Below are 24,045 nucleotides of genomic sequence, written 5' to 3' on the forward strand. Positions count from 1 at the left end.
GAGGGTCACGGGAGCACGCTGCTGAACCCCCGTGACCGAGCGCGGCGTACCCGCCCGGCGCGGGCCTACGCTTGCCGGCTCAGCCGTTGTGCGGCAGGAACTCCCGCAGCTTCGTCCGCACCCCCTGGGCGACGAGGTGACGCGCGTCCGGGTCGCCCTTGAGGACGGCCTGCAGCACCGAGATCGCCTGCTCGGGCGTGGCGTGCGGCGGGATCGGCGGCACGTCCGGATCGCAGTGCACGTCGATCACCGTCGGCCGGTCCGCGGCCAGCGCGGCGTCCCACGCGGCACCGAGCCGGTCGGGGTCGTCGACCGTCACGGCGTGCAGGCCCGCGGCGGTGGCGAAGTCGGCGTAGGAGATGTCGGGCAGCGCCTGCGACTCGTCGAACCGCGGCGCCCCGCCCATGGCCCGCAGCTCCCAGCTGACCTGGGTGAGGTCGTTGTTGTGCAGCACGCAGACGACGAGGCGCGGGTCGCTCCAGCGGTGGGCGTAGCGGGCGATCGTCAGCAGCTCGGCGAGGTTGTTCATCTGCATCGCGCCGTCGCCGACCAGCGCGATCGCCGGCCGGTCGGGGTGGGCGAACTTCGCGCCGATCGCGTAGGGCACCGCGGCGCCCATGGTCGCGAGCGTGCCCGAGAGCGAGCAGCGGACGTCGCCGTGGACCTTCAGCAGCCGCGCGTACCAGTTGGCGACCGAGCCCGAGTCGGCCGCGACGATCGCGTCCGCCGGCAGCCGCTGCGAGAGCTCCCGCACGATGCGCATCGGGTTGACCGGCTTCGCGTCGACCATCGCCTGGGCGTCGAGCGTCTCCCACCAGCGCGCGACGTTCGACTCGACGGTCTCGCGCCACGCCCGGTCCGTCGGCCCCGACAGCCGCGGCAGCAGCGCGCGCAGCGTCGTCGCGGCGTCGCCGACCAGCGTCACCTCGGTCGGGTACCGCATCCCGACGACGCCACCGTCGAGGTCGATCTGCACGGCCCTGGCCTGCGGTTTCCCGTCCTTGAACGCCGGCAGGAACTGGGAGTACGGGAAGCTCGTGCCGACCATCAGCAGGGTGTCGCAGTCGCGCATCAGCTCGTAGCTCGGCCGGGTGCCCAGCAGGCCGATGGAACCGGTGACCCAGGGCAGGTCGTCGGGCAGGACGTCCTTGCCCAGCAACGCCTTCGCCACCCCGGCACCCAGGACCTCCGCGACGGAGGTGACCTCGGCGACCGCGCCGCGGGCGCCCTGGCCGACGAGGATCGCGACCTTCGAGCCGGTGTTCAGCACCTCGGCGGCGCGGTCGAGCTCGTCGTCGGGCGGGACGACGGTGGGCGCGCGCAGGACCGTCGTGCCGCCGGAGGGCACGTGCTTGAACTCGTGCGCGGGCGGGCTGTAGGCGGCTTCCTGCACGTCGGCGGGCACGATGATCGCGGTCGGGGCGCGGCGGGTCAGCGCGGTGCGGAACGCCCGGTCGACCGCGTTGGGCAGCTGCTCGGGGACGTTCACCTCGACGAGGTAGGCGCTCGCGACGTCCGCGAACAGCGTGTGGAGGTCGACCTCCTGCTGGAACGAGCTGCCCATGGCGGTGCGCTCGGTCTGCCCGACGATCGCGACGACGGGGACGTGATCGAGCTTGGCGTCGTAGAGGCCGTTGAGCAGGTGGATCGCACCGGGTCCCGACGTCGCCGCGCACACCCCGACGCCCCCGGAGAACTTGGCCTGTCCGACGGCCGCGAAGGCCGCCATCTCCTCGTGCCGGACCTGGACGAACGACGGATCGTCGTCGGCCCGGCCGAAGGCCGTCACGAGCCCGTTGATGCCGTCGCCCGGGTAGGCGAAGACCTGTTCCACTCCCCAGTCGCGCAGTCGCGCGAGCAGTACGTCGCCGACGGTGTCCGTCACCTGTCACCTCGTCATCCGCATAGGTGTCCGCATTCGGTGTCACGGCGGGACCGACCCGCCGTCGCTCCCGTCGACTACCCCGGTGGCGGGGTGCCAACCGTCGCCGGGCGACACGGGTTTGCCCGCCGTGGGCCCCGGGTACGTGCGCGGCCATCCCGGCGCCGTGGGCGACCGGGCGACCCCTGGGGACACCGTGGACACCGCCGCGACGCTCGTTCCGTTCATCGTCTGGCTCGCCTCCCGGGAGACCGACGAGCAGATTCGGCGCCGGCACCGCCGCGTCGTCGAGCACTACCTGGCGTGGTGCCGCACCGATGCCGGACCGGCCCGCGAGTGGCGGCAGCGCTACGAGGTCGCGGTCGCCAGGGACGGGGCCCCGGCCGAGCAGATCACGCAGGCACTGGCCCGGTTCGACGAGTACCGGTCCATCCTCGCGATGACCCGCATCCCGGACTGAGCCCCCGGCCGTTCAGGCCCGCTCGTCGAGCATCCCGGCGCGGAGCTTCGCGAGCGTGCCGGCGAGCAGCCGCGACACGTGCATCTGCGACACCCCGATCTCCTCGCCGATCTGCGACTGCGTGCGGCCGCAGAAGAAGCGCAGGACCACGATGCGCCGCTCGCGCTCGGACAACCCGGCCAGCAGGGGACGCAGCGTCTCGACGTCCTCGACGCGCCCCAGCCGCGGGTCGACATCACCGATCCGCTCGCCCGGCGACGAGTCGTCGTCGCCCGCGGGGGCGTCGAGCGTCGCGGCCTGGTGGTTGTCCTCGGCGTAGAGGGCCTCGACGATCTCGTCGACGTCGACGTCGAGCCTGCGGGCGAGCTCCGAGGGTCGCGGCGCCCGACCGAGCTCCTGGCTCAGCGGCCCGACGGCCTGCCGGATCGCCACCGACAGGTCCTTGACCCGCCGCGGCACCCGCAGGCTCCACGACTGGTCGCGGAACCAGCGCAGGATCGCCCCGCGCACGCACGGCACGAGGTAGCCGAGGACGTCACCACGCGCCCGGTCCGGATCCCAGTGGTCGACGGCCCGCACGACCGCCTCCGACGCCGCCTGCGCGATGTCGTCGCGCGACCAGGGCCGCGAGGTGGCGTACCGGCCGACGAGCCGCTCGGCGACGGGCAGGAACGCGAGGATCAGCTCGGTGCGCAGCGCGTCGTGCTCGGGATCGTCGCGCGGCAGCGTCGACAGCCTCCGCAGCTGCGCCTCCTCGGCCGCGAACGGGGTGTCGGGTGCCTCCGGCGCCGCCCGCGCAGCCGTGACGAGCGGGAGAACCGAACAACCGGGCACTGCGCACCTCCGCGTCGCACAGCAGCGGAGAGGCGACCGGTTGCACCTCCGCGGCCGGTTGCGACCGGGACCCGACGCTACCCCGGCACCGCGATCACCGCAGCGCCTGCGGCGCAGGGACACCCGATCCGGGGGTCCCGCGCCGCAGGGGCGCGCGCTCAGGCCGGGCCCGGCGGGTGGATCCGCCGGTGGACGGCGTGCACGAGTGTCCGGTACAGCGGCCCGGCCGGGCCGGACGCGGCGAGCGCCGCCCGGGCGGCGTTGGCACCCGGCCCGCCGTGCACCGCACCGCCGGGGTGCGCGGACGCGCCCGCGAGGAAGAGCCGGTCGACCGGGGTGTCGGCCCTGGCCGTGCCGGGGACCGGCCGGAACACCAGCTGCTGGTGGATGGCGGCGGTGCCGGCGTTGACCGCCCCGTCGACGAGGCTCGGGTTGCGGCGCTGCATGTCGGCGGGCCCGGCGATGCTGCGGGCGCGGACGAGGTCACGGAAACCCGGGGCGTTGCGCTCGACGGCTGCCTCGACGAGGTCGGTGTGCGCACGGACGTCGTCGGCCGTCCAGCCCAGGTCGCGCGGCACGTGCGTGTAGGCCCACGCCGACTCCGTGCCGGCGGGCGAGCGCGTCGGGTCGGCCGTCGTCATCTGTCCGAACAGCACGAACGGCTCCCGCGGCACCCGGTCGGCGGCGAGATCGGCCGCGTAGCCGCGCAGTCCGTCGACCCCGACGCCCAGGTGCACGGTCCCGGCACCACGGGCCCCCTCGGCCGTCCAGGGCACCGGGCCGTCCAGCGCCCAGTCGATCTTGACCGTCGCGGCGTCCCACTGGAACCGGTCCAGGTCGGCGACGAACCGCGAGGGCAGGTGCTCCTCCCCCACCAGGTCGCGGTAGAGGATCGGTGCGGCGACGTCGGCCAGCACCGCTCGCCGGGCCCGGACGGCGACCCCGTCGGCGTCGCACACCCCGACCGCGCGCCCGCCCGCGACCAGCACCCTGCGCACCGGGCGGCCGCAGTCGACCGTGACGCCGCGGGCCGTCGCACGGGAGACCAGCGCGTCGGTCAGCCGGCCGGCGCCACCCTCCGGCACCGGGAACCCCACGTCCTGCCCGAGCATCGAGAGCAGCCAGCCGAATACGGCGCTGCCCGCCTCGTCCGGACCGAGGTCGGTGTGCAGCGCGTTGCCGCCCAGCAGCAGCGCGGCACCGTCGCCGGTGAAGGTCTCGCGGGCGAAGCGGGTGACCGGCTGCACGAGCATGCGCGCGAACCGCAGCGCGTCGGCCGTGCCCAGCTCCCGCAGCAGCCGCGCGCCGGCGCGGACCGGCGGGAACGGGCGCAGCACCGTCTCCAGCAACGGGTCGCGGATGTGGCGCCACTGCGCGACGAGTGCGCGCCACGCGTCGCCGTCGCCGGACGCCCACGCGTCGAGGCCCCCGGCGGTGATGTCGACGTCGCGCGACAGCACGGCGCAACGGTCGTCGGGGGTGACGTGGGCGAGCACGGCGGGAGCGTGGCACCAGCGCAGCCCGTGCCGGCCCAGATCGAGCTCGCGCAGCACGGGCGAGGCCGCTCCGAGGGGGTAGAACGCGCTGAACACGTCCGACACGAACCCGGGAGCGGTGATCTCGGCGCTGCGCACCGCCCCGCCGGGAGCGTCGGCCGCCTCGCACACCAGCACGTCCCAGCCGGCGTCGGCGAGCAGGTTCGCGGCGACGAGCCCGTTGTGCCCCGCTCCCACGACGACCGCGTCGACGGTGGTCACGTGCGGGCGTCCGGGACGGACCGGCGGGTCGCGATCGCGGCGAGCCGGGCGAGCGACTCGCGGTTGCGCGGTCCGAGCAGCAGCTCCTGCACGGGGTGCGGGAGCAGCGTCGCCGGACCGCGTTCCACGTGCTCGGTCATGACGACCCGGGTGCCCGCCCCCTGCGGGTGCAGCGTGAGCCGGATCCGCGCGGCGCCCGTCGGCCACAGGTGCGCGCGGAGCTCGATCAGCTCGTCGGGCCGGACGGCGACGACCTCGGTGACGTCGTGGGCCATCAGCGGCCAGGCACCGACGCTGTGGTGCAGCCGGCTCCCGACGGCCGGCCAGCCGTCGTCGACGTCGCGCATGTGCGTCGCGCCGACGACCCACAGCGGATAGGACCAGCCGTCGGCGAGGACGGCGAACACACGCTCGGGGCTCGTCGGAACGACCCGTTCAACGGCCAACTCGACCACCTCCGCCGAACGGCCTACCCCACCCTGCGCAGCCCACACGGCGGGCGCATCGTGACGCGGTGGACCCGCCCCGTCCTCCTTCGCGACAGTCCGACCCGGCGCCCGACGAGCCCGCCGACGCCGCCTGGAACCGCGCCGTCCGCGACGAGACCGAGACCGAGCGGCTCGACCGCAACTGGAACGACCTGCTGCAGGAGCTGCGCGTCGCCCAGACCGGCGTCCAGCTGCTGACGGGCCTGCTGCTCACCGTCCCGTTCCAGAGCCGGTTCCCCGAGCTGGTCACCCAGCAGCGCGTCGTCTATTTGGTCGCGATCAGTCTGTCGATCATCGCGACGGGCCTGCTGATCGCTCCGGTCCTGCTGCACCGGCTGCTGTTCCGCCGGCACGCGCGGCGCTGGCTCGTCGCCTCCGGGCAGCGCTTCGCCGTCGTCGGGCTGGCGACGCTGGGTCTCGCGGTGGTCGCGGTCGTCGACCTGATCTTCGACGTCGTACTGGGCACGGTCGCGGGGGTGATCGCGGCGGCGTGCGCCCTCGCCGTCTTCGCTGCCCTGTGGCTCGTGTTCCCGATGGTGGTCAGGCGCCGCGCCGACTGACCTCCCCCGGCCGGTGCACGGCCAGCAGCCGCCCGGCCACCTGGCCCGTGTCGAGCAGTCGCGCCAGCCGGGCCTGCTGTTCCTGCATGCGCCGCCACGCGGGTTCGCGGCCGTGCCGGGCACGGACGGCCTCGCCGGTCTCGGCGGTGCGTCGCTCCCAGTCCGGCGGCGCGGCCGGCAGGTCCGCGACGTCGACGCTGTCGACGACCTCCAGCCGGGCCGTCGCCAGCGCCGCCGCCAGCTCGAACTCCGACGGGAAGGAGTTGCCGGCGGGCGGCTGGTCGCGCAGGCCGCGGTCGACGAGGACGAACAGCCCCAGCCGCCCACCCGGCGTGGCGATCCGGCGCAGCTCGCACAGCAGCCCGAGCTTGTCCGTCGTCGTGCACAGCACCCCGAGGCACCACACCGACGCGGCCCGCCCGTCCCCGACCGGGACCGCGTCCCCGCTCCCGACGACCGTCGGCAGCCCGAACATCCTGCGGGCCGCCCAGCAGGCCCCCGGCTGCGGTTCGACGACGAGCGGTGCCGCACCGCGCTGCTCCCTGGCCCACGCCGCGGGCCCGCCCATGCCCCCACCGACGTCGACCAGCAGTCCGCCGAGCCCGACCCGCGTCCGGTCGGCCAGCCACCTCAGCCCGGCGGGTCCGACGCTGCCCCGGCAGGCCGCCGGCCCGGCGTGCCCCGGTCCGAGCTCCGCGACGGCCTCGGCGACCCAGCGCGGCATGACGTCGAACTCGGCGTCCATCGATGTGCTCATGCGGCCTCCCGCAACGCCCGTCCGACCGCGGCCTTCACCGCGGCGCCCTCGACCGGGCCGCGGGCCGAGGCCGGTCCCGACAGGTTCACCCCGACGACCCCGTCGACCCGCAGCGCCGTCCGCGCCTGGTCGACGGCCTCGGCGATCCCCGCCTCGACGGGATCCGGGGCGGACAGCACCGCGGTGACGCGGTCGGGATCGAGGTGCAGGCCCGGGAACGCGTCGAGCACCGTCGCCGAACGCTCGTCGGTGTACACGGCAACGCCCGCGACCAGCGGCAACGTCGCACCCGCCGCCCTGGCCCGGCCGGCGAAGCGGGCCAGCCGGTCCGGCCCGGACACGTGGTTGAGCACGGCGAACTGCGCACCGGCCCGCTGCTTCTGGGCGAGCCGGCCGGGACGCAGGTGCGGCGGCGGCGCCTCGGGGGACTCCGGCACCCCGACCGCGAGCCCGGCCGCGGCGGCGTGCGCGGCGAGGGTGGTGCCGTCGATGTCGAAGACCTGCGTCACCTCGGGACGCACCCCGGCACCGCGGGCGTCCCCCGTCGCGCAGAACACGGCGGCCAGGCCCGCCTCGGCCAGCCCGGCGAGCTCCTGGTCGAGGACGACGCGGTTGCGGTCCCGGCACGTCAGCGTCACCACGGGCGCCCCGCCCGCGTCGCGGACGAGCCCGGTCATCTGCGTCGGCGGGAAATCGGGCCGGTTGTGGTGCTCGCCGACGAGCAGCCCGTCGCAGGTCGCAGCCAGCGTGCCGACGACCCGGGCGAGACCGTGCCGGTCGAACGGCGGCACCGTCAGGTCGGTGAGCACGACGGGCGGCGCCGCGAGCAGGGCGGGCGGCGGCCGGTCCGGTGCCTCCGGCCCGTCCCAGCCGACCGGCCGTTCGAGGGTGCCGAACGGGCAGCGCACGGGCCGGACCTCGCAGGACAGGTCCGCCCGGACCCCGCCGCACGGCCCGAACCGCATCCGTTTGGGGCAGTGCGCCCCGGGACCGGTCGTCATGCCGGGGCCCGTACCCGGATCCCGATCTCGCGAACCCGCGACGGTTTCGTGTCGTCGTCCGCGGGTAGTGGGGCTCCATGCCGGACCTCTCCGTCGTCGCCCTGAACTGCACGCTGACCCCCTCACCGGGCGAGTCCAGCAGTCAGAAGCTGCTCGACGAGGTCCTGGCCGAGCTCTCCGCGCACGCGAGCGTCACCCCGCACGTCGTCCGGCTCGTCGACCACGACGTGAAGCCCGGGGTGGAGGCCGACATGGGCGCGGGCGACGAGTGGCCGGAGATCCGCGACCGGATCCGGGCCGCCGACATCCTGGTCGTCGCGACCCCGACGTGGCTGGGCCACATGAGCAGCGTCGCCCAGCGGATGCTGGAGCGCCTCGACGCGGAGCTCTCCGAGACCGACGACGACGGCCGGCCGGTCATGTTCGGCAAGGTAGCCGCGGTCGTGGCGGACCTGCGGCAGTCGCTCAACGACATCGGGTTCGGCATCCCCGCGCAGGGCTCGGTGTACTGGAACGGCGGGGCCACGTCCGGGGTCGACTACAAGGACCTGGACAAGACACCGGAGCCGGTCGCGACGGCCACCGCGACGCCGGCCCGCAGCACGGTCCACCTCGCGGGGCTCCTCGGCGCGCAGCAGTACCCCGCGAACGGGTGAGCCGCTGGTTTCGGCCCGGGCCCGACGGGGGACCTCCCGGCATGGGGTTGCGTGATGTGCTCGCCGGCTGGCCACTGGTCCGACAGCTCACCGGGACCGACGGGCTGGGCCGCGGCGCCGCGGCACGGTCCGGCCGGACCGACGCGGCACGCCCCCGCACCGCCGACGCCGACACCGTCACCGCCTCGGTGTGCCCGTTCTGCGCGGTCGGGTGCGGGCAGAAGGTGTGGTCGCGCGACGGGAAGGTGACCCACGTCGAGGGCGACCCGGACTCGCCGATCAGCCGCGGACGGCTGTGCCCCAAGGGGTCGTCGACGTTGTCGCTGGTGACCTCGCCGTCACGGGTGACGACGGTGCGCCACCGCCGCCCGTACGGCACCGAGTGGGAGGACCTGGACCTCGACACGGCCGTCGACATGATCGTCGACCGGGTGCTCGACACCCGCCGCCGCACCTGGCAGGACACCGACGACCAGGGCAGGTACCTGCGCCGCACGATGGGCATCGCGAGCCTCGGAGGAGCGACCCTCGACAACGAGGAGAACTACCTCATGAAGAAGCTCTACACGGCGATGGGTGCCATCCAGATCGAGAACCAGGCCCGTATTTGACACTCCTCCACGGTCCCCGGTCTGGGGATCTCCTTCGGTCGCGGCGGCGCGACGAACTACCAGCAGGACCTCGCGAACTCCGACTGCATCGTCGTCATGGGTTCGAACATGGCCGAGGCGCACCCCGTCGGCTTCCAGTGGGTGATGGAGGCGAAACGCAAGGGCGCCACGGTGATCCACGTCGACCCGCGCTTCACCCGGACCTCCGCGGTCGCGGACCTGCACGTCCCGATCCGGGCGGGCACCGACATCGCCTTCCTCGGCGGGCTCATCCACCACGTCCTGGAGAACGAGGCCTGGTTCACCGAGTACGTGCGCGCCTACACGAACGCGCCGATGCTGCTGCGCGAGGACTTCGCCGACACCGAGGACCTCGACGGGCTGTTCTCCGGCTTCGACCCCGGGAGCGGCACGTACGACACGACGTCGTGGCAGTACGAGGGCGGCACGGCACCACCCGCGTCGGGGCAGCGCGACCTGGAGCAGGACGACGCCGAGGGCAGCGCGGAGGAGGCGCACGAGCACGAACGCGGCCAGGTCGCCGGGTCGGGCGGCTCACCCGTCGAGACCTGGCCGGAGCGCGACGACACGATGCGCGACCCGCGGTGCGTGCTGCAGGTCCTGCGCCGCCACTACGCCCGCTACACCCCGGCGATGGTCCACGAGATCTGCGGCATCCCCGAGGAGACGTTCCGGCGCGTCGCCGACGCGCTCGTCCGCAACTCCGGCCCCGACCGCACCAGCGCCTTCTGCTACGCCGTGGGGTGGACCCACCACACCGTCGGCGTGCAGTACATCCGGGCGGCGTCGGTGCTGCAGTCGCTGCTGGGCAACATCGGCCGGCCCGGCGGCGGCATCCTCGCGCTGCGCGGGCACGCGAGCATCCAGGGCTCCACCGACATCCCGACGCTGTTCGACCTGCTCCCCGGCTACATCCCGATGCCGCACGCGCACCGCGACGAGGACCTCGCCTCCTTCATCGAGTCCAACTCCGGACGCAAGGGCTTCTGGGGCGACATGGACGCCTACACCGTCAGCCTGCTGCGGGCCTGGTTCGGGGACAACGCGACCGCGGAAAACGACTGGTGCTTCGACCACCTCCCCCGGCTCACCGGCGACCACTCGTCGTTCCGGACCGTCATGGACCAGGTCGACGGGAAGGTGCCCGGTTACTTCGTGATCGGCGAGAACCCGGCCGTCGGCACCGCGAACGCACGCCAGCAACGCGCCGGGCTCGCGAACCTCGAGTGGCTCGTCGTGCGCGACCTGAACATGATCGAGACGGCCACGTTCTGGAAGGACGGCCCCGAGATCGAGACGGGCGAGATGCGCACCGAGGACATCGGGACCGAGGTGTTCTTCCTGCCGGCGGCCGCCCACACCGAGAAGGACGGCACCTTCACCAACACCCAGCGTCTCCTGCAGTGGCACCACAAGGCCGTCGAGCCGCCCGGTGACTGCCGCAGCGACCTGTGGTTCTACTACGAGCTGGGCCGGCGGATCAAGCAGCGCCTGGCCGGCTCCACCGACCCGCGGGACCGGCCGCTGCAGGACCTGACCTGGGACTACCCCGTCGATGCGCACGGCGAGCCCAGCGCCGACGCCGTGCTGCGCGAGATCAACGGCAGCGGCGCCGACGGCGAGCTCCTGCCGGGCTACACCGCGCTGCGCAACGACGGCTCGACCCGCTGCGGCTGCTGGATCTACTGCGGGGTCTACGCCGACGGTGTCAACGGCTCGGCACGCCGGCGTCCGGGGGGCGAGCAGGACCTCGTCGCCGCCGAGTGGGGTTGGGCGTGGCCGATGAACCGGCGCGTCCTCTACAACCGCGCGTCCGCCGACCCGTCGGGCAAGCCCTGGAGCGAACGGAAGGCGCTCATCCACTGGGACGCCGACGCCGGCCGCTGGACCGGTGGGGACGTGCCGGACTTCCCCGTCGACACCGCGCCGGACTACGAGCCGCCCGAGGATGCCCGCGCCGCGGAGGCGATCGGCGGCGCCGAGCCGTTCGTCATGCAGGCCGACGGCCGCGCGTGGCTGCACGCCCCCGCCGGCCTCGCCGACGCGCCGATCCCCACGCACTACGAGCCCGCCGAGTCGCCGGTGCGCAACGCCCTCTACGGGCAGCAGGCCAATCCCGCGCGGCAGCGCTTCGACCGCCCCGACAACCGGCTGCACCCCGAACCCGGCACCCCCGGCGCGGAGGTCTTCCCGTTCGTGTTCACGACGTTCCGCGTCACCGAGCACCACACCGCGGGCGGGATGAGCCGCTGGACCCCGTACCTGACGGAGCTGCAGCCCGAGATGTTCCTCGAGGTCTCGCCCGCGCTCGCGGCGGAGCGGGGGCTCGAGCACGGCGGCTGGGCGCACGTCGTCACCGCACGGTCGGCGATCGAGGGCCGCGTGCTGGTCACCGACCGCGCGACGCCGCTGCGCCACGGCGACCGCGTCGTGCACCAGATCGGGGTGCCGTGGCACTGGGGCCCCAACGGCCTGTCGACGGGCGACGCCGCCAACGATCTGCTGGGCGTCGCGCTCGACCCGAACGTCCACATCATGGAGACCAAGGCCGCGACCTGCGACATCCGCCCGGGGCGACGCCCGCGCGGGCCCGCGCTGGTGGCCTTCCTCGCCGACCGCCGGCGTGCCGCCGGACTGGAGGACTGACATGGGCAGGCTCTCGGGCCCGCTGGCCGACCCGTCCGGCGACGCCGGTTACGCCGACCATCCCGAACGCGTCGGGTTCTTCACCGACACCTCGGTCTGCATCGGCTGCAAGGCCTGCGAGGTCGCGTGCAAGGAGTGGAACGCGCTCCCGGCCGAGGACGACGTCCTGACCGGGATGAGCTACGACAACACCGGGCAGCTGGGCGCGAGCACGTACCGGCACGTGGCGTTCGTGGAACGAACGGTCGACCTCGGGATGCCGGGCCTGGCCGGCGACGGCGGCGACGCCACCGAGGTCCGGTGGCTGATGTCGTCGGACGTCTGCAAGCACTGCACGCACGCCGCCTGCCTCGACGTGTGCCCGACCGGATCGCTGATCCGCACCGAGCACGGCACGGTCCTGGTGCAGGAGGACATCTGCAACGGCTGCGGCTACTGCATCCCGGCCTGCCCGTACGGGGTGATCGACCAGCGGCCCGGCGACGGCCGCGCGTTCAAGTGCACGATGTGCCAGGACCGCCTCGGCGTGGGCCTGCAGCCCGCGTGCGCGACCGCGTGCCCGACCGAGTCGATCCGCTTCGGGCCGCTCGACGAGCTGCGCGCCGAGGCCGACGAGCGCCTCGCCGCCCTCCACGACCGGGGCGTCGACGACGCCCGGCTCTACGGCCACGACGCGGGCGACGGCGTCGGTGGTGCCGGGGCGTTCTTCCTGCTGCTCGACGAGCCCGAGGTCTACGGCCTGCCACCGGACCCCGTCGTCACGACGCGGGACCTCCCGTCGATGTGGCGGCACGCCGCCGCGGCCGCCCTCGCGGTGGCGGGCGCGGTGGCAGCCGCCTTCGTGGGGAGGACGTCCCGGTGAGCGGCAAGGGTCGCTCCAGCGACCATCGCCGCTCACGACCGAGGGAGGAGACGCGGTGAGCCCGAAGCGCGAGCGGCTGATGGTCCCGGAGGCGGAGTTCTCGTCGTACTACGGGCGGCCGATCCTCAAGGCGCCGGTGTGGAAGGTGCCCGACGTCCCGGCCTACCTCTATCTGGGCGGTCTCGCGGGCGTGTCCGCGTCGTTGGCCGCGCTGGCCGACGCGACGGGCCGCCCGGAGCTGCGGCGCACCGGACGGGTCGCCGCCGCCGCGGGCGCGACGGCGAGCGTCGGGTTCCTCGTCCACGACCTGGGCCGGCCGGAGCGGTTCCTGCACATGCTGCGGGTCCTCAAGCCGACGTCGCCGCTGTCGGTCGGGTCCTGGATCCTCGCGCCCTTCGGCGCGCTCGCCGGGGCGGCCGCGGCGAGCGAGGTCACCGGGATCGCGGCCGGACCCGGCCGCCTCGCCGGTGCCGCCGCCGGCCTGCTCGGGCCCGCGCTGACGACCTACACCGCCGTCCTGATCGCCGACACCGCGGTGCCCGGGTGGCACGAGGCGCACCGCGAGCTGCCGTTCGTCTTCGCCGGCAGCGCGATGGCGGCCGGGGGCGGGGTCGGGCTGCTCGCCCGCGACGGCGGACCGGCCCGCCGGGTCGCCGTGGCCGGCGCCGCGCTGGAGCTCGCCGCCTCGGCCGTCGTCGAACGACGGGACCGCCTGTCCGCCAGGGCCTACCGCACCGGCCGGGCCGGTGCCGCGCTGCGCGTCGCCCGGGCCGCCACGGCCGCCGGTGGCCTCGCCGCCGCGGCCGGGGCGCTGACCCGCGGCCGGTCCCGGGCGCTGCTCGACGGTGCCGCGGCGCTGCTGCTCAACGCCGGGTCGGTGGCCACGCGCTACGGCGTCTTCGAGGCGGGGATGGCGACGGCCCGCGACCCGGCGTACACCGTCGTGCCGCAGCGGGCCCGGCTGAACGCCCGAGACGAGGGTCAGCCGGCGACGCGCACCGGCCCGACGAGCGCGTCGAGGTCGTCGGCGAGGTCGCGCACCGAGTCGTAGACCGCGCCCGCGCCCGCGTCGCGCAGCTCGCCGGCCGAGAACCCGCCGGTGCGCACGGCGACGCACGCCTGCCCGGCACGGGCGGCGGCCTCCATGTCCCACACCGAGTCCCCGACGACCAGCGACGTCGTCGCCTGCGCCCGCTCGAGCGCGACGCCGATCAGGTCGGGCTCCGGCTTGGTGCGCTCGACGTCCTCGCTGGTCGTCCACGCGCTCGCGAGCTCGCGGCCGTCGAACAGGTCGAGGTAGACATCGACGTGCTCGGGCTTGCCCGAGCTGGCGAGCACGACCGTGGGACCGCGGTCGCGGATGCCGCACACGAGCTCGCGCACCCCGTCGAACGCCGCGACCTCGCCGAGCATCGGCGCGAACTCCTCGGCCCACGCCGCGCGCAGAGCGTCGCCGTGTGCGCGCTCGACCTCGTCACCCGCGACGGCGGCGACGAGCTGGTCGCCACCCATGCCGATGGCCCGGTGCAGCCGCCACACCGGCAGCGTCAGGTCGTGGCGGCGGAACGCCCGGTACCAGGCCAGGGCGTGCTGGAAGTTGGAGTCGACGAGGGTCCCGTCGACGTCGAGCACGACGGCGTCGTACGAGCTCACGCCGAGCCCTCGCGACGGATCTCGGCACCGGTCTCGCCCGCGAAGCCCTCGTCCTGGCCCGCGGCGCGGCCGACGAACTCCTCGGACCGGCCGACGCCGGTGGTCGAGCCGCTGTCGCCGCGCTCGGTGTCGCGACCGCCCGCCTCGCGGGTCCTGGCGACGTCGGCGTCCGGACGGACGTCGTCCTCGGCGGTGCGGGGCTTGCCGAACAGTGCTCGGATCCGGCCGAACATGGTACCTCCTCGGGGACGGCGGGACGGGAGCGCGCAGGGCGGCGCGGTGCCGTCGCCCGCGGCCGCCCGGTCGTCCCCGAGGGCTACCCCGCAGCGCCGCGCCGACACCTGCCGGCTCGGTTGGGCGCCCGCCGCCGGGTACTGCCGGGGATGTCCGGTGCCCGGTCGTCCCCGCTCGACATGCTCACCGCCGCCGAGCGCGACCTGCTGCGGCCGGCCCGCGCCGCGTTCGTCGCACCCATGCCGGCGACGCTGACCGCGGACCACTTCTGCGACCCGGACCGGCTCTTCGAGCGCAAGCTCGACGAGGTGCTCGACCGGGCTCCGCTGCCGAGCGTTCAGCTGCGTCGCAAACGGGACACCAGTCAGGGTTGGCCCGACATCTGAGCCGCCAGACCCCTGGCGAATGACAGCCGACCTGCCACGACACGTCAGGCAGCTCGTCGTTCGAGAACGATGGTGTCGCGCCAGCGGCCGTGGTGTTGGCCGATGCGATCCCGGATGCCGAGAGTGCGGTAGCCCGCGGAGTGGTGCAGGGCGATCGAGGCTCGGTTCTCGGGGAAGATCGCGGTCTGCAGGGTCCAGAGGCCGGCGTCGTCGGCGGCGCAGACCTGTTGGTGGATGAGGGCTCTGCCGACACCGCGGCCGCGATGGCCGTCGCCGACGTAGATCGAGGATTCGGCGACGCCTGCGTAGACGGGCCGGGACGAGGCGGCGGCGAGCGCGGTCCAGCCCACGACCTTGCCGTCGATCTCGGCGACCCAGCGATGCTCGGGCAGCCAGCGACGGTCCAGCTCACGGCGTTCGGGAACGTCGGTCTCGAACGTGGCGTCGCCCGTGGCGATGCCTTCGGCGTAGATGCGGCGCACGTCTGCCCAGTCCGTGGGGGCGAGCGCGCGGACGGTGACGTCGGTGGGCAGGTCGTCGGGACAGCACGGCCGCGGCGCGAGCAGCCCCATCACGGCGTCGGCGGCATGTGGCAACCCTGTGCAGCACGCGGGGTTGACCGCCACCAAAGACGTGGTGCCGTCACGGCGCACGGTCAGGAACCCGACGTCGGCCAGCTTGCGGACATGATGGGAGCAGGTGGACTGGCTGATGCCGAGCTGCTCGGCGAGCTCGCCGACAGGGATCTGCCGCCCTCCGGCGGCGACGGCGTGCAGGAGTCGGACCCGGGTGGGGTCGGCCAGGCAGGCGAACCACTCGGCGTAGACCTTCGCGTCCGCTGCTCCCAGCTGTCCCGGAGAGACCGTCGAGACGTCGCTGATCGACAGCTCGGTCCGAGCGCCTGCGGCAAGCTTCATGCGTGCATTATCGACGTCCGTCGATGGTTGCGTCAATCGATGACGGTCGATACAGTCCGGCGGCATTAATCGATGAGCGTCGATGGAGGTTGTCGTGGACGAGACGGAGCTGCCGGTCGCAGTGGTCGGCGCGGGACCGGTGGGGCTGGCTGCGGCGGCGCGGCTGGTGGAGCGGGACCTGCCGGTGCTGGTGTTCGAGGCCGGGTCGGAAGCCGGGACCAGCGTGCGGCAGTGGCATCACGTGCGGCTGTTCTCGCGGTGGGGCGAGCTCGTGGACCCGGCTGCGGAGAAGCTGTTGGCACCCACGGGATGGGTCGCTCCGCCGGCGGATGCCTATCCGACGGGTCGGGAGTGGGCGCAGCGGTACCTGCAGCCGCTGGCCGAGGTTCTCGGGGAGCGTGTCCGGTTCGGAGCCCGCGTGGTCGGAGTCGCCCGCCGGGGTCGTGACCTCGTCGTGGATGCGGGACGCGCGAGCGAGCCGCTGACGGTGCACGTGCGCAGCCACGGGGGCTCCGAGAACGGTGCCGGTGGTGGCGTGGAGGAACTGGTGACCGCGCGGGCGGTGATCGACGCGTCCGGGACCTGGACCGGTCCCAACCCACTGGGTGGAGACGGGCTGCCTGCGCCGGGCGAGGCGGCGGCCGCCGACCGCATCGTGTACCAGGTGCCGGACTTGAACGACCCGGGCGTGCGGGCGCGGTATGCGGGGCAGCGGGTCGCGGTGGCAGGCAGCGGGCACTCGGCGTTGACGGCGCTGGTTGCGTTCGCCGAGCTGGCCGCTGAGCATCCCGGCACCCACGTCGACTGGTTGCTGCGGCGCGGGCAGGTCGGGAACGCGTTCGGTGGTGGCGCCGCCGACGAGTTGCCCGCGCGTGGGGCGCTGGGTCGGCGGGCGGCCGAGGCGGTCGAGGCGGGTCACATCACGACGGTGACCGGGTTTCGCACCGCGGCGGTCGAGCGCGTGGATGACGGCCTGGTGCTCGTCGGCGATGACGGCCGCCGCCTGGACCCGGTCGGTCAGGTGGTCGCGGTGACCGGGTTCCGGCCGGACCTGTCGTGGCTGTCGGAGGTGCGACTGGACCTGGATCCGGTGCTGCAGGCGCCGCGCGGGCTGGCCCCGCTGATCGACCCGAACGTGCATTCGTGCGGGACGGTCTACCCGCACGGTGCGGGCGAGTTGGCCCAGCCGGAGCCCGGGGTGTTCCTGGTCGGGATGAAGTCCTATGGCCGTGCCCCGACGTTCCTGGCGATGACCGGCTACGAGCAGGTCCGCTCGGTGGTCGCGGCGATCGCCGGGGACGAGGACGCTGCGCGACGGGTCGAGCTGGTACTGCCCGAGACGGGGGTGTGCGGGGGCGCCGGCCTGTTCGACGAACCCGAGGGGGCGGCCGCGGGCGGGTGCTGCGGCTCACCGGTCCCGGTCTCGCTGAGCCTCGGGACCCCTCCCACCGACTGACCACCCGACAGGGCAGCTGAGCGGCTCGTGGTGCAGCCTGCAGAGATGGACGCCCAGCCCGCCGGCACGCTTGACGTCGGCGGGCTGCGCCGCGTCCTGGTCGTGCTCTGCGTGACCGAGATCGTCAGTTGGGGAGTGCTCTACTACGCCTTCCCGGTCCTGGCCCCGTCCATCGCCGCCGACACCGGCTGGTCGGTCTCGATGATCACTGCCGGGTTCTCCACCGGGCTGGTGGTCTCGGCGCTGGCGGGGATCCCGGCCGGGCGCTGGTTGGACCGGGTCGGGCCGCGCCCGGTCATGACCGTCGGCTCGGTCCTGGGCGTGCCCGCGGTGGTCGGGATCGCGCTGGCGCCGAACCTGCCGTCGTTCTTCGCGGCCTGGGTGCTGGCCGGGGTGGCGATGGCCGGCACCCTCTACCCGCCCGCGTTCGCCGCCCTGACCCGCTGGTGGGGGCCGCAGCGGGTGCGGGCGTTGACCGCGCTGACCTTGCTGGCCGGGCTGGCCAGCACGATCTTCGCGCCCACCGCCGCGGCCCTGCTGGGGCAGCTGGGCTGGCGCCACACCTATCTCGCCCTCGCCGGCGTCCTCGCCGTGATCACGATCCCCGCGCACCTGTTCGGGCTGCGGGGTCGCTGGCCCGACCACACCAAACACCACCACAGCGAGGTTGCCACCGAGCAGGCCCCCCGTGAGGTGGTCCGCAGCCGGGCGTTCCTGCTTCTGGTCCCGGCGATCGCGCTGGGCACCTTCGCCGCGTTCGCGGTCGTGGTCAACCAGGTCCCGCTGCTCATCGAGCGCGGCCTGTCGACCTCCGACGCCGCCTGGGCGCTCGGGCTGGGCGGGCTCGGTCAGGTCCTGGGCCGGCTCGGCTACGGCCGGCTCACCACCGCGCTGTCGGTGCGGATGCGTGCCGTGGTGATCCTCGCGCTGTCCGCCGCGGCAACCCTGCTGCTCGGGCTGCTACCCGGCCTGGAGGTCCTGCTCATCGCCGCGGCGATGCTGGCCGGAGCCGCGCGCGGGGTGTTCACCCTCCTGCAGGCCACCGCGGTCAGCGACCGCTGGGGCGCGGCGCACTACGGTCGGCTCAACGGGCTGCTCTCGGCCCCCTCGATGATCGCGACCGCGCTCGCCCCGTGGGCAGGCGCCGCGATCGCCGTCGCCCTCGGCGGCTACCCCGGCGTCTTCGTCCTGCTCGCCGCGATTGCCGCCCTGGCCGCGGTCCTGGCCACCGGCACCGTTCCCCACCACGACAAGCCCACCACCGTGCCCCACGACCCCGACGGTTCGTTCACACACCTGCCCGAAACCGCCGCCGATCCGAGTCGGGATGGATCACCACCAGCGCGATGACGGGGCCGATGACGGGGGCGATGACGGGCGGCTGACGGGGGCGCCGACGGGCCGACGAGGGACACAGCGGTCCTGGGAACACCCTGGGAAGAGCTGATTCAGACAAGCGTCGAAGTTCATGTTCTGTTCACTTGCCTCACTGATTCGATGCTGGTGAAGATAGACCGGTGTCGAAATTGCTCCCCCTGCTGGAGCCGCTCCCGGCCACCGCTCCAGCCCTCGATGCGGACGAGGCCACCTCGTTGGCGGCCGCGTTCAAGGCTCTGGGCGACCCGGTCCGGCTACGCCTGCTCTCACTGATCGCTGCCCACGAGGGCGGAGAGGCCTGCGTGTGCGATATCAGCGGCGCGTTCGCACTGACCGGGCCCACGATCAGCCACCACCTCAAGGTGCTGCGCACCGCCGGCCTGGTGAGCAGCCAGCGCCGTGGCACCTGGATCTACTACCGCGTCCGCCCCGAGGTCATCGGCCGGCTCGCCACCGTGCTGGTCCCCCTCGGCGCGCCCCTGACCAGTACGTGCACCGGCGAGGAAAGTGACCTGCCCGCATGAGCACCACGCCCGACAGCGCCCGTCCCACCGCCCCCGGCGCCGACCCGGACGCCGGCACCGACCCGGCCGAAGCACCGGTCGCGAAGCGGCTGTCGACGCTGGACCGGTTCCTGCCGGTCTGGATCCTCGCCGCGATGGCCCTCGGCCTGCTCGCCGGTCGCACCATCCCGGGCCTGGGCCCGGCACTGAACACCATCGCCGTCGACGGCATCTCCCTGCCCATCGCTCTCGGACTGCTGATCATGATGTACCCGGTCCTGGCGAAGGTCCGCTACGACCGGGTCCGCACCGTCACCGGGGACCGTCGACTGCTGATCAGCTCGCTGGTCCTGAACTGGATCATCGGGCCGGCGCTGATGTTCGCCCTGGCCTGGCTGCTGCTGCCCGACCTGCCCGAGTACCGCACCGGACTGATCATCGTCGGGCTCGCCCGCTGCATCGCCATGGTCATCATCTGGAACGACCTCGCCTGCGGTGACCGCGAAGCCGCCGCCGTGCTCGTCGCGATCAACTCGATCTTCCAGGTCATCGCCTTCGCCGGACTCGGCTGGTTCTACCTGTCGGTCCTGCCCGGCTGGCTCGGTCTGCCGCAGACCGACCTCGACGTCTCGGCCTGGCAGATCGCCAAGTCCGTGCTGATCTTCCTCGGGATCCCGCTGGTCGCCGGCTACCTCACCCGCCGGTTCGGAGAGAAGGCCAAGGGCCGCACCTGGTACGAGGAGGAACTCGTCCCCCGCATCGGGCCGTTCGCGCTCTACGGCCTGCTGTTCACCATCGTCATCCTGTTCGCCCTGCAAGGCGACGCCATCACCTCCCGGCCCCTCGACGTCGCCCGTATCGCGCTCCCGCTGCTGGCCTACTTCGCGATCATGTGGTTCGGCTCCCTCGCGCTCGCGAGGACCGTGGGCCTGGGCTACGAACGCTCCGCCACACTGGCGTTCACCGCGGCGGGCAACAACTTCGAACTCGCCATCGCCGTGGCCATCGCGACCTTCGGGGTCACCTCCGGCCAGGCGCTGGCCGGTGTGGTCGGCCCACTGATCGAGGTCCCCGTCCTCGTCGCCCTGGTCTATGTCTCCCTCGCCGCCCGCCGCCGCTGGAACAACCGCGCCACCCCGACCACGCCCACGCGAGAGCCCTGAACACCCCAGGAAGCGCGCCACGGCCACACCGATGTCTTCGCCCCCCACCCACCGCAACGCCGCCGGTGAGCCGCCCGCGCTGCTCTCGGACACCGCAGTTCTCGAACGGCTCGCCGACGAACTGACCAGCCGCTACATCGGGGTCTTCTCCGCCGTGACCGTCCACCGCTACGTGTTCGAGTCCTACACAGCGCTGCGGCGTACCGCGAAGGTGCGCGCCCACCTCGTCTCGCTCACCGGCCGGTTCGCCGCCGACCGGCTCACCGCCCTCGCGCAGGCCCAAGGAGTCATCATGAAGACCGTCCCCGAAGTCCTGTTCGTCTGCGTGCACAACGCCGGCCGCTCCCAGATGGCCGCCGCCCTGCTACACCACCACGCCCACGGCACGGTCAACGTCCGCTCCGCCGGCTCCGCCCCCGCCGACACCATCAACCCGGCCGTCGGCGAGGTCATGAACGAGATCGGGCTCGACCTGTCCCAGGAGTTCCCCAAGCCCCTCACCGACGACGTGGTCCGCGCCGCCGACGTCGTCATCACCATGGGATGCGGCGACGCCTGCCCCGTCCACCCCGGCAAACGCTACCTCGACTGGGACCTCACCGACCCCGCCGGCAAGACCGCCGCCGAAATCCGGCCCATCCGCGACGAGATCGACCGCCGCGTCCGCGAGCTCATCACCGAGCTCACCGCCCACCCCGCCCAGTCGTGACCGACGCCAGCCCCGTCGCTGCCGGCCTTGACCCCACAGCCTGCTCAGCCGCCACGAGCCCGACGTGGCCGACACATCCGACTACGCGTGAGCCATTGTTCCTGGGACGCCCGACCTCGGTAGGCAGAGACTGACGGGATGGACGAGCAGGCCGTGCACGAGGAGATGGGGCGGGCTCGCGCGGAGTTCCGTCGGTTCCTCGACGGTGCCGACGTGGCCGAGCTGCGTCGGCCCTCAAACGGGACGCGCTGGAACAACCGGCAGCTGCTGTTCCACATGCTGCTGGGCTATCTGGTGGTCCGGGTGCTGCTGGGCCTGGTCCGCGTGGTCGACCGGCTGCCTGCCTGGGTGAGCCGCGGCTTCGCCGAGCTGCTGAACGCGGTCACAGTGCCGTTCGACTGGGTGAACTACGCCGGTGCGCGCCTAGCAGGCACGGTGGTGCCGCTCGGGTGGATGGTGGCACTGTTCGACTGGGTGGTCGCGGCGCTGGATCGCCGTCTCGACCGGGAGACCGACGCCGATCTTGCCCGCGGGATGCACTACCCGACCCAGTGGGACCCGTTCTTCCAGGACTACATGACCTTGGCGGACGTGTACCGGTTTCCCACACAGCATTTCGACTTCCACGCCCGCCAGCTCACGCTAGAACACCGGGGCCGATCCGGCGCGGGTGGATAGCCGGTCCATCGCGACCCCATCGGGCAACTGCCGAGCGTCGCAGCGCTGGGCACCGCGCGGGACGTCGAGTTCTTCCAGCCGCCAGGAGCACCCGGCCCCATGCGGGTCTGTCCGCTCGCCGACGGCCAGGGCCCCGAGCACACGACCCGACGCGGTTCAGTACTACGACGTCGTCCCGCCACCATGGACCGTGGCCGGCTGTTCCAGCGGAAAGGTGTGGGCGTCGGAGACAGCGGCTCGACGGCCCGACATCGCCGGCGGCCCGGTGGCGCTCAACCCTGGCGTACCGAGGACGCCGCCACCTCCGGGCAGCGGGAGATCGTCCATGTCATCGGCGGCGGACGGCTCGAGCCGACCTTCCACCAGGTCAGCATCGACACCGCCAAGGACTGCGCGCCACGGACTTCACGAGAAGAACATCTCACGCAGCTCTCCGGAGCTGGTCGATGTGCTCGGCGCGGGCCGGCCGTCGGTGGCCGACGGCGAGATCGTCCCGCAGACCAGCTTCTCCCGGCTCCAGGCCGGCTCGGGCCGACCGATCCCGACCGCGCCCGGGCCACCGACATCGCGGTGTTCCCCTATGTGTTCCGACGACTGGCTGAAGTTCACGTGCGTCCGCGCGTAGGAACTGGTGGTCGGTGGATGGACCGATCCCGCGGGCGGTCCCCGGTGCCCCGGTCGCCGTTCCGCTCGCCTTCGACGAGCTCGGTCGCATCGACCCCGACGGTCACGACGTCCGCTCCGTCCGGCGCAGGCTCGCCCGGCGCACGGATCCCTGGTCCGGGCCGACCGGCGCTCCCGCGGCGGTCGGAGCCGCCCGCCGCGCCCTGAGGGGCCTGGCGGACCTCTGAGCTGCGGACTCCGGAAGGACGGCACCGGGACGCGGCACCAGGCCGACCGCGCCGGGGCGCGGGAGCGGGTCGCCGTCCGACGTCAGGCGGCGACCCGCAGACCCGGCGCGCGCCTGGTCCCGGCCCGGACCAGCAGCCCGACCAGCGCGTCCTCGGCGAGTGCCCCGGGCAGGTCCGCACCCAGCCGGCGGGCGAGGAACGCGCGTAGCCGGACCCCGGCGAAGGCCGCGACCGTCGCGGCCGCGGCGGCGGTGAGCGCGTCGAGGAGGACCGTCGGGCCGTCGGGGCGCGCACCGTCACGCACGTCGGCGCCGACCGCCACGAGCGGGGCGAGCAGCACCCGCGGCACCAGCCCGGCCGGTGCGGTCCGGGGCGGCGCGACCGGGAGCGTGTCGAGGACGACCTCGGCCGCGGTCGCGGCGCAGGCCGCGATCCGGACCGGGAGGCCGGCGAGCCGGCCGAACGGCGCCGGGTCCGCCCGGCTCGACGTCACCACGAGCGCGGTGGCGCCCGCCGTGCTGCGCGCGCCCGTCGCGAGCCCGATCAGCACCGCCCGGGCTACGGTCGCCGCCCTGGGCGGCTGCGCGGGGGTCCGGCCGGGGGTCTGCGCGGTGGGCGGCTGCTCGGCGCGGTCCCGGAACCCGGGCGCGGGCAGCGGGCCCGGTCCGGTCGGCTCGACCGTCGCGCCCGCGCCGTCGGGAGCCGTGTGTGCCGCGGCCGTGTTCGCCCGATCGGGGTTCCCCCGGGTGCTCATCGCGTCCCCCACGACGCCACGGCGCCGGCGACGAGTCCTGTCAGCAGGTCCATGGCCGTCCCTCTACCCGACCGTCCGCCCGCCGAACCGTCCGGGGCGCGCGCCGACGAGGACGTTTCGTTCCCGGCACAGCGGGCACGCCATGTGCACGTCCGGGTCGGCGCGCGGACCGGCCTCCGGTACCGGGTGCCGGACCACGTCGCGGACCGACCGGACACCCGCACGCACGTCACCCGCAGACCACTCGGAGAGGAACACGATGCCCGACCGCGTCCACTACACCGTCCCTGGCCTGGACCCCGATGCCGCAGGCGACGTGATCACGCTCCTGCAGGGGCGTCTCGACGCTCTCAACGACCTCGCGCTGACCCTCAAGCACGTGCACTGGAACGTCACCGGCCCGCACTTCATCGCGGTCCACACGATGCTCGACCCGCAGGTCGACGGCGTCCGCGCCATGGTCGACGACGTCGCCGAGCGGATCGCGGCACTCGGCGGTTCGCCGGTCGGGACGCCCGGTGCGCTGGTGCGCAACAGGACCTGGGACGACTACTCGATCGGTCGCGACGACGCGATCGCCCACCTCGGCGCGCTCGACCTCGTCTACACCGGGGTGATCGGCGACCACCGCTCCGCGATCGAGACGACCGACAAGCTCGACCTGGTCACCCAGGACCTGTTGATCTCACAGGCGAGCGAGCTCGAGCAGTACCAGTGGTTCGTGCGGGCCCACCTCGAGTCGTCCGACGGACGGCTGAGCAGCGGGTCGGCCGCCACCGAGCGGGAGGCCGCGAAGCAGGCCTGATCGACCGCTCGTCACCGTCCCCGG

At 73.8% G+C, this 24,045-nt stretch carries 25 protein-coding genes; 15 read left to right on the top strand and 10 right to left on the bottom strand.

Going from position 1 to position 24,045, the window contains the following annotated elements; genetic code table 11:
* Positions 1–79: 79 nt before the first annotated feature.
* Positions 80–1,885 carry a thiamine pyrophosphate-requiring protein gene (locus PSD17_RS18395; protein WP_339123752.1) on the bottom strand — a complete coding sequence of 602 codons (1,806 nt, stop codon included), beginning with the start codon at positions 1,883–1,885 and terminating at the stop codon, positions 80–82.
* Between the two features lie 127 nt (positions 1,886–2,012).
* Here PSD17_RS18395 and PSD17_RS18400 point away from each other — a divergent pair, with 127 nt between their 5' ends.
* Positions 2,013–2,342: a hypothetical protein gene (locus PSD17_RS18400; RefSeq protein ID WP_339123754.1), complete on the top strand. Its 330-nt coding sequence runs from the start codon at positions 2,013–2,015 to the stop codon at positions 2,340–2,342.
* A gap of 12 nt (positions 2,343–2,354) precedes the next feature.
* On the opposite strand, the gene PSD17_RS18405 is transcribed toward PSD17_RS18400, so the two are convergent.
* The 3 genes from PSD17_RS18405 to PSD17_RS18415 form a co-directional block, all read right to left on the bottom strand.
* Positions 2,355–3,176 carry a sigma-70 family RNA polymerase sigma factor gene (locus tag PSD17_RS18405; RefSeq protein ID WP_339123756.1) on the bottom strand — a complete coding sequence of 274 codons (822 nt, stop codon included), beginning with the start codon at positions 3,174–3,176 and terminating at the stop codon, positions 2,355–2,357.
* A gap of 158 nt (positions 3,177–3,334) precedes the next feature.
* Positions 3,335–4,933 carry a phytoene desaturase family protein gene (locus tag PSD17_RS18410; RefSeq protein ID WP_339123757.1) on the bottom strand — a complete coding sequence of 533 codons (1,599 nt, stop codon included), beginning with the start codon at positions 4,931–4,933 and terminating at the stop codon, positions 3,335–3,337.
* Complete coding sequence (locus PSD17_RS18415) at positions 4,930–5,379, bottom strand: SRPBCC family protein (protein WP_013674551.1); 450 nt, start codon at positions 5,377–5,379, stop codon at positions 4,930–4,932. Before PSD17_RS18415 ends, PSD17_RS18410 begins: the two co-directional genes overlap by 4 nt.
* 68 nt (positions 5,380–5,447) lie before the next feature.
* On the opposite strand from PSD17_RS18415, the gene PSD17_RS18420 reads away from it, so the two are divergent.
* Positions 5,448–5,981: a DUF6328 family protein gene (locus PSD17_RS18420; protein ID WP_339123758.1), complete on the top strand. Its 534-nt coding sequence runs from the start codon at positions 5,448–5,450 to the stop codon at positions 5,979–5,981.
* On the opposite strand, the gene PSD17_RS18425 is transcribed toward PSD17_RS18420, so the two are convergent.
* Positions 5,962–6,738 (bottom strand): methyltransferase domain-containing protein, encoded by a 777-nt coding sequence (locus PSD17_RS18425; protein WP_339123759.1) that lies wholly within the window; start codon positions 6,736–6,738, stop codon positions 5,962–5,964. The genes PSD17_RS18420 and PSD17_RS18425 overlap by 20 nt on opposite strands.
* Positions 6,735–7,739, bottom strand: a complete 1,005-nt coding sequence (locus PSD17_RS18430) for a methylenetetrahydrofolate reductase (protein WP_339123760.1) — start codon at positions 7,737–7,739, stop codon at positions 6,735–6,737. The genes PSD17_RS18425 and PSD17_RS18430 overlap by 4 nt, the downstream gene beginning before the upstream one ends.
* Before the next feature lie 77 nt (positions 7,740–7,816).
* On the opposite strand from PSD17_RS18430, the gene PSD17_RS18435 reads away from it, so the two are divergent.
* The 4 genes from PSD17_RS18435 to nrfD are packed head-to-tail and all read left to right on the top strand — an operon-like array spanning position 7,817 to position 13,586.
* A complete protein-coding gene (locus tag PSD17_RS18435) occupies positions 7,817–8,395 on the top strand; it encodes a flavodoxin family protein (RefSeq protein WP_339123761.1) in 579 nt (192 codons plus the stop codon).
* Positions 8,396–8,436: 41 nt separating this feature from the next.
* The gene (fdh, locus tag PSD17_RS18440; RefSeq protein ID WP_339123763.1) at positions 8,437–11,673 is read left to right on the top strand and encodes a formate dehydrogenase; all 3,237 of its coding nucleotides are present in this window, start codon (positions 8,437–8,439) and stop codon (positions 11,671–11,673) included.
* 1 nt (position 11,674) lies between these two features.
* Positions 11,675–12,535: a 4Fe-4S dicluster domain-containing protein gene (locus PSD17_RS18445; RefSeq protein ID WP_103380280.1), complete on the top strand. Its 861-nt coding sequence runs from the start codon at positions 11,675–11,677 to the stop codon at positions 12,533–12,535.
* A 55-nt stretch (positions 12,536–12,590) separates the two neighbouring features.
* Positions 12,591–13,586, top strand: coding sequence for an NrfD/PsrC family molybdoenzyme membrane anchor subunit (gene nrfD / locus PSD17_RS18450; RefSeq protein ID WP_013674544.1), 996 nt, complete (start codon positions 12,591–12,593; stop codon positions 13,584–13,586).
* Here nrfD and PSD17_RS18455 read toward each other — a convergent pair.
* A complete protein-coding gene (locus PSD17_RS18455) occupies positions 13,517–14,188 on the bottom strand; it encodes an HAD family hydrolase (RefSeq protein ID WP_339123764.1) in 672 nt (223 codons plus the stop codon). The two genes, nrfD and PSD17_RS18455, sit on opposite strands and share 70 nt — an antisense overlap.
* Positions 14,185–14,421, bottom strand: a complete 237-nt coding sequence (locus PSD17_RS18460) for a hypothetical protein (RefSeq protein WP_339123766.1) — start codon at positions 14,419–14,421, stop codon at positions 14,185–14,187. Before PSD17_RS18460 ends, PSD17_RS18455 begins: the two co-directional genes overlap by 4 nt.
* A 150-nt stretch (positions 14,422–14,571) precedes the next feature.
* Between PSD17_RS18460 and PSD17_RS18465 the strand changes: the two genes are divergently transcribed.
* Entirely contained in the window at positions 14,572–14,808 is a 237-nt protein-coding gene (locus PSD17_RS18465) for a hypothetical protein (RefSeq protein ID WP_339123768.1), read from the top strand.
* 44 nt (positions 14,809–14,852) lie between these two features.
* On the opposite strand, the gene PSD17_RS18470 is transcribed toward PSD17_RS18465, so the two are convergent.
* A complete protein-coding gene (locus PSD17_RS18470; protein WP_339123910.1) occupies positions 14,853–15,725 on the bottom strand; it encodes a helix-turn-helix domain-containing GNAT family N-acetyltransferase in 873 nt (290 codons plus the stop codon).
* 82 nt (positions 15,726–15,807) lie between these two features.
* Here PSD17_RS18470 and PSD17_RS18475 point away from each other — a divergent pair, with 82 nt between their 5' ends.
* The 7 genes from PSD17_RS18475 (at position 15,808) to ligD (ending at position 22,462) form a co-directional block, all read left to right on the top strand.
* Positions 15,808–17,181 (top strand): FAD-dependent oxidoreductase, encoded by a 1,374-nt coding sequence (locus tag PSD17_RS18475; RefSeq protein WP_339123770.1) that lies wholly within the window; start codon positions 15,808–15,810, stop codon positions 17,179–17,181.
* A 45-nt stretch (positions 17,182–17,226) separates the two neighbouring features.
* Positions 17,227–18,531 (top strand): MFS transporter, encoded by a 1,305-nt coding sequence (locus PSD17_RS18480; RefSeq protein ID WP_339123772.1) that lies wholly within the window; start codon positions 17,227–17,229, stop codon positions 18,529–18,531.
* 167 nt (positions 18,532–18,698) lie between these two features.
* Positions 18,699–19,082, top strand: coding sequence for an ArsR/SmtB family transcription factor (locus PSD17_RS18485; protein WP_013674537.1), 384 nt, complete (start codon positions 18,699–18,701; stop codon positions 19,080–19,082).
* Entirely contained in the window at positions 19,079–20,224 is a 1,146-nt protein-coding gene (arsB, locus tag PSD17_RS18490) for an ACR3 family arsenite efflux transporter (protein WP_339123774.1), read from the top strand. The genes PSD17_RS18485 and arsB overlap by 4 nt, the downstream gene beginning before the upstream one ends.
* 31 nt (positions 20,225–20,255) lie before the next feature.
* Positions 20,256–20,933, top strand: a complete 678-nt coding sequence (locus tag PSD17_RS18495) for an arsenate reductase ArsC (protein ID WP_339123776.1) — start codon at positions 20,256–20,258, stop codon at positions 20,931–20,933.
* 138 nt (positions 20,934–21,071) lie between these two features.
* Complete coding sequence (locus PSD17_RS18500) at positions 21,072–21,611, top strand: DinB family protein (RefSeq protein WP_339123778.1); 540 nt, start codon at positions 21,072–21,074, stop codon at positions 21,609–21,611.
* A 638-nt stretch (positions 21,612–22,249) separates the two neighbouring features.
* The gene (gene ligD, locus PSD17_RS18505) at positions 22,250–22,462 is read left to right on the top strand and encodes a non-homologous end-joining DNA ligase LigD (RefSeq protein ID WP_013674533.1); all 213 of its coding nucleotides are present in this window, start codon (positions 22,250–22,252) and stop codon (positions 22,460–22,462) included.
* An 82-nt stretch (positions 22,463–22,544) separates the two neighbouring features.
* Here the strand turns inward: ligD and PSD17_RS18510 are convergent, their stop codons facing one another.
* On the bottom strand, positions 22,545–23,216 hold the full coding sequence (locus PSD17_RS18510) for a hypothetical protein (protein ID WP_339123780.1): 672 nt from the start codon (positions 23,214–23,216) through the stop codon (positions 22,545–22,547).
* Between the two features lie 259 nt (positions 23,217–23,475).
* On the opposite strand from PSD17_RS18510, the gene PSD17_RS18515 reads away from it, so the two are divergent.
* The gene (locus tag PSD17_RS18515; protein ID WP_339123782.1) at positions 23,476–24,021 is read left to right on the top strand and encodes a Dps family protein; all 546 of its coding nucleotides are present in this window, start codon (positions 23,476–23,478) and stop codon (positions 24,019–24,021) included.
* Positions 24,022–24,045 lie beyond the last annotated feature (24 nt).

Origin of the sequence: Pseudonocardia sp. D17, from assembly GCF_036984265.1 — a bacterium.
GTDB lineage: Bacteria > Actinomycetota > Actinomycetes > Mycobacteriales > Pseudonocardiaceae > Pseudonocardia > Pseudonocardia benzenivorans.

Bases quoted from the DNA above. Each gene is read 5' to 3' on its own strand.
- PSD17_RS18435 (WP_339123761.1), top strand. From the start codon at position 7,817: ATGCCGGACCTCTCCGTCGTCGCCCTGAACTGCACGCTGACCCCCTCA.
- PSD17_RS18460 (WP_339123766.1), bottom strand. From the start codon at position 14,421: ATGTTCGGCCGGATCCGAGCACTGTTCGGCAAGCCCCGCACCGCCGAG.
- PSD17_RS18475 (WP_339123770.1), top strand. From the start codon at position 15,808: ATGGAGGTTGTCGTGGACGAGACGGAGCTGCCGGTCGCAGTGGTCGGC.
- PSD17_RS18510 (WP_339123780.1), bottom strand. From the start codon at position 23,216: ATGAGCACCCGGGGGAACCCCGATCGGGCGAACACGGCCGCGGCACAC.
- PSD17_RS18445 (WP_103380280.1), top strand. From the start codon at position 11,675: ATGGGCAGGCTCTCGGGCCCGCTGGCCGACCCGTCCGGCGACGCCGGT.
- PSD17_RS18430 (WP_339123760.1), bottom strand. From the start codon at position 7,739: ATGACGACCGGTCCCGGGGCGCACTGCCCCAAACGGATGCGGTTCGGG.
- PSD17_RS18465 (WP_339123768.1), top strand. From the start codon at position 14,572: ATGTCCGGTGCCCGGTCGTCCCCGCTCGACATGCTCACCGCCGCCGAG.
- arsB (WP_339123774.1), top strand. From the start codon at position 19,079: ATGAGCACCACGCCCGACAGCGCCCGTCCCACCGCCCCCGGCGCCGAC.
- PSD17_RS18480 (WP_339123772.1), top strand. From the start codon at position 17,227: ATGGACGCCCAGCCCGCCGGCACGCTTGACGTCGGCGGGCTGCGCCGC.
- PSD17_RS18495 (WP_339123776.1), top strand. From the start codon at position 20,256: ATGTCTTCGCCCCCCACCCACCGCAACGCCGCCGGTGAGCCGCCCGCG.
- PSD17_RS18515 (WP_339123782.1), top strand. From the start codon at position 23,476: ATGCCCGACCGCGTCCACTACACCGTCCCTGGCCTGGACCCCGATGCC.
- PSD17_RS18470 (WP_339123910.1), bottom strand. From the start codon at position 15,725: ATGAAGCTTGCCGCAGGCGCTCGGACCGAGCTGTCGATCAGCGACGTC.
- PSD17_RS18425 (WP_339123759.1), bottom strand. From the start codon at position 6,738: ATGAGCACATCGATGGACGCCGAGTTCGACGTCATGCCGCGCTGGGTC.
- PSD17_RS18500 (WP_339123778.1), top strand. From the start codon at position 21,072: ATGGACGAGCAGGCCGTGCACGAGGAGATGGGGCGGGCTCGCGCGGAG.